Source organism: Streptacidiphilus anmyonensis (assembly GCF_000787855.1).
In the GTDB taxonomy this organism is placed as follows: domain Bacteria; phylum Actinomycetota; class Actinomycetes; order Streptomycetales; family Streptomycetaceae; genus Streptacidiphilus; species Streptacidiphilus anmyonensis.
Genome location: NZ_BBPQ01000106.1, coordinates 1 through 13,862 on the forward strand (window position 1 = coordinate 1; position 13,862 = coordinate 13,862).

General features: G+C 67.0%; 3 protein-coding genes and 1 pseudogene. All 4 read left to right on the plus strand.

Annotated features, from left to right (window positions below; translation table 11 throughout):
* Nucleotides 1-318: 318 nt before the first annotated feature.
* Complete coding sequence (locus TR50_RS40125; protein ID WP_236654798.1) at nucleotides 319-1,071, plus strand: transposase; 753 nt, start codon at nucleotides 319-321, stop codon at nucleotides 1,069-1,071.
* Nucleotides 1,072-1,087: 16 nt separating this feature from the next.
* A pseudogene (locus tag TR50_RS40130) lies at nucleotides 1,088-1,309 on the plus strand (integrase core domain-containing protein); the annotation flags it as partial.
* A gap of 201 nt (nucleotides 1,310-1,510) precedes the next feature.
* Nucleotides 1,511-1,663 (plus strand): hypothetical protein, encoded by a 153-nt coding sequence (locus TR50_RS47390; protein WP_160311271.1) that lies wholly within the window; start codon nucleotides 1,511-1,513, stop codon nucleotides 1,661-1,663.
* Between the two features lie 725 nt (nucleotides 1,664-2,388).
* Nucleotides 2,389-13,862, plus strand: an 11,474-nt coding sequence (locus TR50_RS40135; protein ID WP_236654799.1) for a LamG-like jellyroll fold domain-containing protein, incomplete at its 3' end; no start/stop codon positions are given.

Genomic DNA, 13,862 nt, shown 5'->3' on the forward strand with positions numbered 1-13,862 from the left:
CCGCGCCATCAAGGCCGGCCGCGTCTGGACCAACTGCTACCACGCCTACCCCGCGCACGGCAGATTAGGCTATTGATGACAAAGGTACCCCGACGATCGCCCCGGATTCCGGGGCTGTTTTGTTTTCGGGGCTGCCTTTTGGCTCGTTGCCGGTGCGTGGGCACCGTGTCGGAGGGTACGCCGAGCGCTCCCTCTTGGGCGAGGCCGTGGAGCCATGCTCGGGGGACTGACCTTTCCGGCAGTGGTACCGGACCCCTCACCCTCGTCCAGACACAGGGTCGCGGGCGCGAAGCGCCCGTAGATGTCCAGTGTTGCGTTGTGCTCGGGGTCGCGGCCCGCGCGGTGCTGGCCGGTTTCGCGACGGCCATGCCGAAGACCGCCGACGGCGAGGCCGAGATGATCCGCCAGCTCAAGATCGCCCATGACCAGGCCGTCGAACAGCGCACAGCGGCGATGGTCACGATCAAGGCAATGCTCGTCCACGCCCCGGACGCCCTGCGCCGGGAAACCGCTGGCAAGACCCAGATCAGCCTGGCACGGCAGCTGGCGGCTCTGCGTCCTCACCGTCTGGAAGGACCCGAGGACGCGCTTCGTCACACCCTGCGGACGCTCGCCAAGCGGTGGCAGTACCTGGATACCGAGGCCAAAGAGCTGACGAAGATGATCGGTGACCTGGTCCAGCGGGCAGCCCCGCAGTTGCTCGAGCCTTTCGGTATCGGCGTCGACACTGCCGCGGAGATCCTCGTCGTGACCGGCGACAACCCCGAGCGGGTCAAGTCCGAGGCCGCCCTGGCCAAGCTCGCGGGCATAGCTCCCGTGCCCACCGGCTCCGGCATGACTGGCGGCAGGCACCGCATCAACCACGGCGGCCACCGCCAACTCAACGCCGCGATCTACCGAACTGTCATCGTCCGGATGCGATTCCACCAGCCCACGATCGACTACGTCGCCCGCCGCACCGCCGAGGGCAAGACGAAACGAGAGATCATCCGCTGCCTCAAGCGCTACGTCATCCGCGAGGTCTACCACCTGCTCCGACCTGCACCACGAATGGCCTCCGCCGCAAGTTGACAACTATAGGAGCGTCAACGCACTCGCCGAGTCCACCATCGGCCTGTTCAGGACCGAGTTGATCGCACGTCACGGACCCTGGAAGACCTTCACGGACGTCGAGTTCGCCACCGCCGAGTGGGTCGACTGGTACAACCACCGACGGCTCCACGGCAGCCTCGGCCACACCACCCCGGCCGAACACGAAACCGCCTACCATCACCAAAGAACCTGCGCCGACGAGCCCGTCAGCGCGTGACCTCAAGCTCGATACCGAACCCGGAACGGTTCACTACTGCTTCTTTGACTCAGAACCCGTCAGCGCAGTCATCGCTGCCTGAACGGCCCGCGGGGCGGTGTCGGCGTCTGCCAAGGTGAGGCGGGTCGCTCCCTCAGCCAGACCAGAGTCGACAGCGAGGAATTGGCCCCTGCGCGAGGTCCTCAGCAATTCACTGACCGCTTGCCCGAAGGGCTCTCCAATCGTGACGACAAGGTCGCAACGCTGATTCACAAGGCCAGCCAGGTATGGCTCGGCATTTCCGCCCCGGGCTATCGGGACCTGGATCTGCTGCACATTGACGTGTTCGCCAGAGACGGCGTGACGCATGACTGACCACAGATGCGAGGCGGTTGCTGCACTCGACGGGGCGGAGTCTGAGGCCAAGCAGGCCGTCGGCCGGCCGGATACGTCAGCGACCTTGAGCGGGTTGCTCACATGCCTCGTTGCGAAGAATACCCACAGCGCGCCGACCGTCGCCGCGACACATGCAAGGGCCGCAAGTCTGGCGAGCTTCCTTCTGCCCGCCCGGGCGGTGGACCTTGGGTGCTTCCAGGGGTCCCTCATCTGGATGAATCCCTTTGTCTCTAGCGGTCTGGCCAATCGGAGGACGACTCAAGAACGCCACGAATACAGCATTCGCTTGAGGGTGGCGTCCGTGGAGGGTCGCCATGCTAGCGCCCCCATCTTGAGATGGCGCCTGTGCCCCCGACCGGCTACCCGCTGCGATGTCACTGCCTTGGCCTATTGGTAAGAGTTCCATGATGACTCTGCCGAAAGTTCCCCGTGCTTCGTCTGTGCATTGCGGACTCCGGAGCCCATACCACCTGCAAGTGCGCATATTGATTAGTCGACAAGGCGTTTGATCGTCTGTAGAACTGTGCGGGTTCTGTGTCCTCGAGCGGGTTCATGTCCGCGCTGCGTTGGGGGTTGGCGTGCGCCGCTCGCTGTCGGTTCATCAAGTTGTTTCCTGGGTTCGGATGCAGGCCTGCGCTTTGGTCAATGGTGGGCGCACGCGGTTTGGCCGGCGAGGCCGACGCCTTGTGATACGTGCGTCGGCCATGGTGGCCGTGTTTGCCCTGGTGATGACGGCGGCGACGCAGGAGGCCAGTGCCTTCACGGCACTTGAGGCCGTCCAGGCTGCCCGCGCGCACGGGCCGAGTCAGTTGAGTGGGTCGGCTGCCGGGCGCGGCCATCGGGTCAGCGCCTCGGACACCGAACTGGGTTCAGCGGGAACGGGCTCGGGGCACAAGCACGGCAAGGGTGAGGTCCCTCCGGCGGCCAAGACGCTCGGCCCTGGCGGGTCGCGGCTCTCCCCGGCGCTCGGTGCTCAGGCGGCGGGCAAGACCGTGCAGCCTCCGGCAGGGTTGGCACGTACCCTTCAGGGAGCGCTGGGGAAGGCCGGCATTGCTCCCATGTCCGGGAGGGACGCGTCTGCGCAGACAGGCGTTCCGGGCCTTCCAATAGCGGGCAAGGAGATCGTCTCGCTCCGCACGGCTTCGACGAGCATCTACCAGAACCCGGACGGGACGCGGACCATGCGCGTCTACTCCAGTCCTGTGCACTACCGCACGTCCACCGGAGCGTGGGCCGATATCAACACCACGCTGGTCGGCCGCTCCCGTGAGGGTCGGCTCGGCGAGGCCGCGAACTCGACCCCGGTGACCTTCGCGCAGCAGGCTGACGCGCCGGCCCTGGTGAGCTGGGCACTCGACTCCGGTCACACCGTGTCATACGGCATCCTGGGCGCACGGCCTGTGGCCGGCCAGGCGCACGGCAGCACCCTGACCTTCGCCGATGCCTTCCCGGCGAGTGACGTCGTCTACAACGGCGAGGGTACGGGCATCAAGGAGACGCTGGTCCTGCACGATGCGTCCGCTCCGACGACGTGGACCTTCCCTCTTGCCCTGAACGGCGTCTCGCCCACGCTGGACAAGTCGGGCGATGTACGTTTCGTCGACTCGTCGGGCCACGTGCTCCTGGTCATCCCGCGCGGATTCATGCAGGACTCCGCCTCCAACGGTGCCGCTCACCAAGGACAGACGACCCCGGTCACCTACTCGCTGGTGCAGGTTGACGGCGCTCCCGCACTGCGCATGACCTTGGACGCCTCGTGGCTGCACGACCCGAAGCGCGTGTTCCCGGTCCGCGTGGATCCCAGCACCCAGACGGTGACCGCCGGCGCCTCGACCTATGTCGAGACAAACGACGGCACCAATCACTCCACGGGCACGGAGCTCGACACGGGCACGTACGACGGCGGCACGCACGTCGCCAACACCTACCTGACGTTCCCGGTCGGCACCACGCTGCAGAATGACTACATCGAGGCGGTCGACCTGGACATGGTCGTCGTCGACTCGGCGAACTGCAGCACGCCTGAGGCCGTCGACGTACGGAAGATCGATGGCTCGTGGGACCCCGGTACGATTTCGGCGTTCCCTGGTGTGGCGGTCGACAACGGCGTGCTCGGCTCGGCAAGCTTCACGGGCGGCAGCAACTGCGGCGGTTCGCTGTGGCAGACGATCCACGTGGGCGTCGGCCCCCAGGCAGCGGGAACCCAGCTCGTCGAGGGCTGGGCGCACGGCGGGACGAACAACGGCCTGGCTGTGACCGCGTCGGACACGGACAGCAACGCCTGGAAGAAGTTCGACAGCGTCAACGTCTCCGGTGACCAGCCCTACTTGAGCATCCAGTACAGCCCCTACGGCGCGGATTACTCCACGCCGAGTAGCTATGTGATGCCGACGAGTCAGTCCACCGGCTCGCAGAGCGTGACGCTCACCAATCGCGGCACCACCTCGTGGACGTCGTCCAACATGAAGCTCAAGGCGCGCCTGTTCGACGCGAGTTGGCACGAGATCTCCACCTCCGCGCCGCTGACCGCGATCCCGAGCACCGTCGCGCCGAACTCGTCAGTCACAATGACGGGGACCATTCCGGCGCTGACCCCTGGCGGGACTTACCAGTTGTGCTGGGATCTGTACCTCAACGGCACGTCTTCCCTGGCGGACACCTACGGCGTGCCGTTCCAGAACTGCACGTGGATCTCCGCCGCGAACATCCCGCCGCAGATCGACGCGATCGAGCCGCTGTCCAATACCACTGTCACGTCGCTCACGCCCGAACTCTTCGCCACGGGGCACGATCCGGACAACTGGCCGGGCACAGGGCTGACCTACGACTTCCAGCTGCTGTCGTCCTCCGGCACCCAGCTGGCCACCTCGGGCTGGCAGTCCGGCCGCAACTGGGTCATCCCCCGCGGGTTGGTCGCGTGGAACGGCAGTTACGAGTGGACGGTCGCCGTCTCCGACAGCAAAAACCAGAGCGCCTGGTCGAACCCGGCCGCGTTCGCTGTGCAGATCCAGCAGCCTGAGATCACCTCGAGCCTCGCGACCCTGGGGGGAAGCGGGCAGCCGTTCGACGCGAAGACCGGGAACTACACGACGTCGGCCACGGATGCGGATGTCAAGGCCGTTGGTCCTGCCCTTACCGTCACCCGCACGTATAACTCCCTCGACCCCCGCTACTCGGGGATGTTCGGGGCCGGCTGGTCGAGCTTGTACGACATGAGGCTCGATCCGGACTACAGCATCAACGGTGACGGCGCTGTGGTGCTCACCAATGCGCAGGGGCGCCAGGAGCGGTTCGGCCGCAACACCTTCGCACTCGCCGGCGCCACCTCCGTGGGAGATGTGACCGGTGACGGGACCGACGACATCGTGGCCGTGGATGACTCCACCGGTGACCTGTACCTGTACCCGGGGCCGGACTACTCGGCTGCCACCCGCGTCGGCATTGCCCACAACTGGACGAGCGGGGGCGTCGTCGGCGGCACGCTCCCGTCCGGCAACTGGGGCACCCTCACCAACCTGACTGGCGGGCAGGTCGACGGCAACGGTCGCGGCGACCTGATCGGTGTGGACCCCAGCGCCGGGACGCTGTGGGAGTTCACAGGGAAGGCCTCCGGCGCGCAGACGACCTGTACCGGCGTTGTGTGCAGCCACGTGATGACCGCTTGGCAGTCCAATGGCCCGTTCGCCTCCTACGCGCCTGCGGAGATCGGCACCGGTGGCTGGAACGGTATGACCGACCTGACCGTCACCCCGCCGCTGTCGGGTGACGGGAAGAAGGACCTGCTGGCCGTGGAGATGTCCACCGGCATCCTGTGGGCCTACCCGTTCAACACCGACGGCACCCTCGGATCCCGGGTCGAGGTCGGCACCGGCGGCTGGAACGGCATGCGCGAGCTCACCGGCGGCACCTTCAACGGCGCCCCGGGACTGATGGCCATCGACCCCAGCAACAACCTGAAGCTCTACCCGGCCAAGGGCACCGGCACGCTCGGCACCGGCGTGTGGAACAGCTACACCATGGAGGGCCCGGGCTGGGCCAACTACCAGGGCCTGGCTGGCGTCAAGGGCATCAGCGGGGACAGCAACACCGACTTCGTCGCCACCGACATGAGCGCCGGCATCCAGTACCTGTACCACTCCACCGGCAACTACGCCGGTAACGGCAAGAGCACCACCGGCATGGACCTGTACACCTCACCTGAAGGCGAGGCACAGGACCTCTACCCGCAAACCGACGGCAGTTGGGTGCTGCGCGAGAGCAACGGCACCACGTACACGTTCGTCCAGGGCGCGCCGATCCGTCACACCTGGGGACCCATCCAGCAGAACGAGGAATGGCTGCTGTCCTCGATCAAGGACAAGAACAGCAATACGCAGGCCCTGACCTGGACCGGCAATACCCTGTCCACGGTCACCGACACCGCGAGCGGCCGCACCCTGCACTTCACGTGGGACAGCGCCGGCTCGCACGTCACCCAGGTCACCACCGGCCAGCCGGCGCTCACCTGGACCTACGCCTACGGCAATTCCGCCAATCCCAACGAGCTGACGCAGGCCTGTGCGCCGCCGACCGGCACCAACAGCAGTCCGTCGTGCACCAATTACACGTACACCGACTCCAGCGGCGGCGGAACGCCCGGCAACCACTACCGCACGGCGGTGATGGACGCCGGCCCCAAGTCGTACTGGCGCCTGGGCGACAAGCTGCAGAGCACCCAGGTCACCGACGAGGTCCTGGCCAACGAGGGTGCTGACGACGGTACGCCTGCCGGTGGTGTCGATCTCGGTGACCTCTCCGGGCCACTGGCAGGTTCGCCCGCAACCTCTGCCGGCTTCAACGGCAGCACAGCGCAGATCTCGCTGCCCGATGACACGGTCAAGACGTCCTACCTGTCGGTGGGCCTGTGGTTCAAGACCACGACCAAGGGCGGGGTCCTGTTCTCCTACCAGGCCGACAGCCTGGCGAAGTCCACCACGGGAAACGCCTACACCCCGGCTCTGTACATTGGGTCCAGCGGCAAGCTGTACGGCCAGTTCTACGGCACCGGCGCGTCGATCTCCCCGATGAGCACCAGCAGCAGCGTCGCGGACGGCAACTGGCACTTCGTCGTCCTGGCCGCAGCGGGCGACCAGCAGCAGCTGTGGCTCGACGGCTCCCAGGTCGCGTCCCTGACCGCGCAGGTCCAGCCGGTCACCGAGTCCAAGACCTACCTGGGCTCCGGATTCATCGGCGGCTACTGGCCCGACGAGGCCCACTACAGCACCTCGTCGAACACGGGCTACGCAAGCTACTTCAACGGCCAGATCGCCGAGGCCGCCACCTACGAGCACGCGCTCGGCGCCACCGCGATCATCGCCCAGTACGAGTCCGCCACCCACCCTGCAACCGAGCTGACCGGCATCACCTCGCCGTCGGGCAAGTCGAAGCTGGCCGTCACCTACGACGCTGTCAACGACCGGGCGTCGGAGATCACCGACGCCAACGGCGGCAGCTGGAACCTCCACACCCCGACCGTCTCCGGGTCGGTGCAGGCCTACCGCACGGCCGTGAAGGGCTCTAACCCGTCGGGCTACTGGACCCTGTCGGACTGGAACGGCGTCCAGGCAGCCAACCAGGAGTACGCGCCGCGGCCGACGCCGAACAACGGCACCTACTCGAATGTGACCCTCGGCGCGGCCGGAGCTCTCGCGGGTGAGACGTCCGCGGGCTTCGACGGCACCTACTCGTGGGCCGAACTGCCGGCCGCCAACGTCCCCAAGGTCGGCCCGGGCACCATCAGCCTGTACTTCAAGACCACCCAGCCCGGCGTGCTGTTCTCCTACCAGTCCTTCCCGATCGGCGCCACCCACGCGTCGGGCAGCGACCAGTGGAACCCCGCCCTGTACGTCGGTACCGACGGCAAACTCCACGCCGAACTGTGGAACGGCAGCGTAGACCCCCTCGCCACCAGCACCACCGTCACCGACGGCAAGTGGCACACCGTCTTCCTGACCGCCACCGCCACCAACAACCAGAGCCTCTACCTCGACGGCGCTGCCGCCGGCACCCTGTCCGGCACCATCTCCGCCAACGGCACCGGCCACGTCTTCGTCGGCGCCGGTGCCCCCGACGGCTGGCCCTCTGCCCCCAGCGACCCCGATGGGCACTTCAACGGACAGATCTCCAATGTCGCCGTCTTCCCCTTCGGCATGAACAGCACCCAGATCTCCAACCTGGCCACCGCCGCTGCGTCCGCCACGAGCACCATCAGCTGCTCCATCCAAGGCTGCACCAACACCCAGCACACCATGTACGACGGCGCCGTCCTCGGGCTGCACCCGACCGGCTACTGGCCCTTCGACGACTCCAGCGGCAACACCGCCACCGAACTCGTCTCCGCCTCCGCCGCCGAGCAGAACCGCGGCGTCAACAACGACATCACGTGCTGCCAGACCGGCCCTTGGGCCTCCGGCACCACTACGGCCGCCAGCTTCAACGGCACCAGCAGCTACATCCAACTCCCTGGCACCATCGCGCCGAAGTGGGCCCCCACCAGTGTCGAGGTCTGGTTCAAGACCAGCAGCCCCGGCGTCATCTACAGCTACCAGGTTCCCCAGCTCGGCACGAGCGGTGGCGCCTACGACCCCGCCCTCTACGTCGGCAGCGACGACAGGCTCCACGGCGAGTTCTGGACCGGCTCCAGCACCGGCGCCATGGTCTCCACCCAGCAAGTCACCGGCAACGGCTGGCACATGGCTGCCCTCGTCGCCAACGGCAACACCCAGCAGCTCTACCTCGACGGCCAGCCCACCGGCACCCCGCTGACCGGAACCGTCCAGTACAACGGCAACAGCTACGCCTACCTTGGCGCCGGCCACGACACTGGCTGGCCCTCCGCGCCCACCGATGCCGACGGCCACTTCAACGGCTACCTCGCCGACTTCGCCACCTACAACTACGGCCTGTCCGGCAACACGATCCTCGGCGACTACCAGGCCGCCACCATCGCCGACAGCGGCACCGGCGCGACCGCCGACGAGGCATACCGCGCCCGCGTCGTCCAAGACGGCGCCGTCGACTACTGGCGCCTGGACGACCCCAACATGGCCCCCTACGCCCAGGACGAACTCGGCACCTCCCTGCCCGACCCCTACTCCGGCACCTATACCCACACCACTCTCGGCGTCTCCGGCCCCTCCGGGACCCCCGACGCCTCCGCCGCCGGCTTCGACGGCAGCACCTCCTCCCTCCAGCTCCCCGACACCGCGGCTCCCATCGCCGGCCCCGCCAGCATCGAGCTGTGGTTCAAGACCAGCACCGCCGGCGTCCTGTACAGCTACCAGACCAACCAGATCGGCTCCGCCACCACCAGCAGCGACGACTGGAACCCCGCCTTGTACGTCGGTGCCGACGGCAAACTCCACGGCCAATTCTGGACCGGTGCCACCTCCAACACCGCCACCAGCACCAGCACCGTCACCGACAACAAGTGGCACCAGGTGGTCCTGACCGCCACCGGAAGCACCCAGCACCTCTACCTCGACGGCGCCTCCCAGGCCACTGTCAACGCCGGACCGGTTCAGTTCAACGGCGACGCGAACGTCTACATCGGTGCCGGCACCGTCACCGGCTGGCCCAGCGCCCCCACCGCCGACTCCACCGGCACCAGCCACTTCAACGGCACCATCGCCGAAGTCTCCTACTACCCGGCCGCCCTCGACGCCACCACGGTCTCCAGCCACTACGAGGCCATGGGCAGCGCCACCAGCCCCACTGCGGTCATCACCGCAACGGTCACCGACCCTGGCAACAACACCCTGAGCTACCGCTCGGACGCTATGGGCCGGGAGATCTCCAGCACCGACGCGTACGGCAACACCACCAGCTACACCTACGACAGCGCCGGCAACCTGTACACCGTCACCGACCCCGACGGCCACAGCACCACCCACGGTCACGACGCCCGCGGCAACATCGTCTCCACCACCACCTGCCGCAACCCGGGCAACTGCCAGACCAGCTACGCCACCTACTACCTCGACCCCACGAACGCGCTCGACCCCGCTAACGACCAGCTCATCACCATGGCGGATGCCCGCTCCTCGAGCAGCAGCGACGCGACCTATGTGACGACCTACGGACACGACAGCGTCGGCAACCCCACCTACACCGAGCGGCCGGATGGCAGCACCAGCCGAAACGCATACACGACCGGCGCCGAATCCGCCGTCGGCGGTGGCACCGAGCCGCCGGGACTGCTCGCGAGCAAGACCGACTTCGCAGGCCACCTGACCCAGTACAGCTACAAGGCCAACGGCGACCTCGACCACGTCACAAGCCCGTCCGGTCTCGTCACGTCCTACCCCAGCTACGACGCGCTCGGAAGAGTCCTGACCAAGTCGGTGAGCTGCAGCAACTGCGGCAGCGGGCAGTCGACCATGGTCACCGCCTACACCTGGGACGGTCAGAGCAACCTCCTCACCGAAACCGACCCGGCCACCACCGACGCGGTCACCGGTGTCGTGCACAACCCGCAGACGAGCTACGTCTACGATGCCGACGGCGATCAGCTCAGCCGTACCGTCAGCGACCTCACCGGCGGCGACACCGCCCGCACCACGAGCTGGCAGTACAACGCGGACAACGACCACGTGCAGAAGGTCACCGACCCTGCGGGCCGTGTCACCACCTACTCGTACGACGGCTACGGGAACGTCACCGGAGAGACCGACCCATCGGGGACGCAGTACTCCTACAGCTACTCACCCATGGGGCAGCTCCAGCAGACCGCCATCGCCAACTTCACGGGCGACCCGAACCAGCCCGTCGCCCCGCACTGGCAGATCATCGACTCCCGCTCGTACGACCCCGCAGGACGCCTAGCCACTGACACCGACGCAATGGGGCGCACGACCCACACCTACTACTACGACGACAACCTCGTCGCCGAAGTCGACCTCGATGGCTTCCACAACAGCGACGGCAGCACACGCAACGTCGTCGAGGAGTCCGACAGCTACGACGCCGCCGGCAACCTGACCTCCCAGACCAAGGGCGGCGGGAAGACCACCACCGCCCTCGCCTACGACACCGACGGCCGGCTCACCAGCAGCACCCTCGACCCCGGCGGCCTGGCCCGCACCAGCACGATCACCTACAACGCCGACGACACCGCAGCACACGTCGTCAAGACAGGCGGAGGTGTCTCGCAGGAAACCGACTACCTCTACGACAGCCTGGGCGACGCCACCAGCACCACCGTCAAGGACAGCACGGGCGACCACACCACCACCGTCAGCTACGACCAGCGCGGCCTGGCCCTGTCGTCCGTCTCACCCGATGGAAATGCCAACGGCGCCACGGCTGCGAATTACACCACCTACTACACCTACGACGCAGACGGCCATCTCACCACGTCGATCGCCTCACCGGTCACCATCGAGATCTACAACCCGACCACGGCCAGCAGCACCGCCACGCAGCAGACGCCGATCACGTACACCGGGTATGACACCTTCGGCGACGCCACGTCCGTCGAGGACCCCCAGGGCACACTGACCAGCAGCGGAACCACGCAGGCCGACATCACCACCACCACCTACGACCAGGACGGCGAAGCAGTCGCCATCGCATCCCCGGCGTACACCGACCCCCACACCGGAACCGTCCTGCACCCCGTCACCACCGCCGGCTACGACGCGCTCGGCCGACTGCAGAGCACCACCCAGGACCCGACCGGCCTCAACCTGACCACCACCCGGACCTACGACCAACTCGGCAACCTGGCCAAGGTCATCGGACCCCAGCTGAACAGCCAGCCCGTCACCCAGACCTACAGCTACGACCTCGACGGCGAAGTACTTTCCGCCACCGGCCCCACGGGAGCGGTCACCGAAGCCACCTACGACGACCTCGGCCGCCAGATCACCAGCACCGCCGACGAGCGCTACCCAAGCCCCCAGCCGTACACGACCACCTACACCTGGGACGACGCAGGCAACCAGCTCACCTCAAAGCAACCCGGCGGCGGCACCACGGCCACGACATACGACGCCGCGGACGAACCAACCAGCGTCACCGACCCCAGCCAGCTGACCACCAGCACAAGCTACGACGGCCTCGGGCGGCCAACCACGGTCACCCAGCCCGACAGCACCAAGACCACAACCGCCTACAACCCGCTCGGCGAACCGCTGACCGTAAGCACCATCGACAACACCGGAGCCACCTCAGGGACCGTCTACTACGGCTACGACCTGAACGGCAACCGCACCAGCAGCACCGACAACGTGGCCAACCCAGCCGACCAGGCCGCCCACACCACCACCTACACCGTCGACGCTCTCGGCCGCATCACCCAGCAGGTCGAACCCGTCGCGACCGGCACGTCGATCACGACGACCTTCGGCTACGACGCCGACGGCAACCGCACACGCTTCACCAACGGCCGCCTCATCAACGGCAACAACATCGCCACCTACTACACCTACAACAGCCTCAAGCAGCCCGAGTCCACCATCGAGCCGCCGACCACCGCCCACCCCAACCCGGCCGACGGAACTTTCACCACCAGCTACGACATCCTCGGCCAACCCGTCACCCTCGTCGAGCCCGGCAGCGTCGTCCGCCAGAGCACCTACGACGCTCTCGGCAACCTCACCGGCGAAACCGCCACAGGCGGCGACACCGCCACGACCGCACGCAGCCTCACCTACGACGCGGCCGGCAACCTCACCTCCGCAGGAACCCCCAGCGGCACCGACACCTACACCTACGACGACCGCGGCCACCTGCTGACCTCCACCGGCCCCAGCGGCACCTCCAACTACACCTACGACGCCAACGGCAACATGCTCAAGCGCACCGACGCCGCAGGAGCAACCTCCTTCACCTACGACAACGGCAACCGCCTCACCAACGCCACCGACCCCCTCACCGGCGCAACCGTCAACTACGCCTACAACAACACCGGACAACTCCAGACCGAGCAGTACGGCACAGGCGGCGACACCCGCAACTACACCTACGACACCCTCGGCCGACTCCAAACCGACACGGTCAAGAACACCAGCGGCAACCCCCTCGCCTCCATCGCCTACGGCTACAACCCCGACAACCAGATCACCACCGAGAACACCACCGGCACCGCAGGCGCCACCAACAACACCTACACCTACGACCTCGCCGGACGCATCGCCACCTGGAACAACGGCACCCAGACCACCAACTACACCTGGGACGCCGCCGGCAACCGCATCAGCGCCGGCAACCAGAACGCCACCTACGACGCCCGAAACGAGCTCCTCACCAACGGCAACACCAGCTACGCCTACACGGCCCGAGGCACCCTCAGCACCATCACACCCCAGTCGGGCAACCCGACCACCGTCCAGTACGACGGCTTCGACCGCATGACCACCGACGGATCCGTCACCTACACCTACGACTCACTCGACCGCATCGCCCAAACCGCCGGCACCACCTTCACCTACGACGGTGGCTCCAACAACCTCGTCACCGACACCCTCTACGCCTACAGCCGCCTCCCTGACGGCAGCCTCCTCGGCACCGCGAACCAGTCAGCCGGCACCATCAGCAACCCCACCCTGTCGATCACCGACCAGCACGACAACGTCGTCGCCGACCTCACCCCCACAGCCACGACCCTCTCCTCGTCCATCGCCTACGACCCCTTCGGCCAGCCCACCGCCACCACCGGAACCACCGGCAACCTCGGCTACCAAAGCGGCTTCACCGACCCGACCACCGGCCTCGTCAACATGCACGCCCGCTGGTACCAACCCAGCAGCGGCACCTTCACCTCCCAGGACAGCTGGACCCTCAACCCCAACCCCAACTCCATCCAAGGGAACCGCTACACCTACGCCGGCGGCGATCCACTCAATGCCACGGACCCCAGTGGTCACAACGCCTGCAACGACCTCTCCTGGTTCGGCGTCGGACTGGCTTGGCGGCTGGCATGCAGCGCCTTCTGGTGGGAGTACTCCCCCAACACCTCCATCGGCAACGACTCCGACACGTGCACCGGCCGCTACGGGATGGACTGCCAAACCTGGAACCTGACCCAGTCGTACAGTCCATGCGACTCCGACCCCGGGGCCTGTCCCCATAACTACACCGTGCCCACCGGCCCGGCGAACGGTGGCGGTGGCGGTGGCGGTGGCGGTGGCGGTGGCGG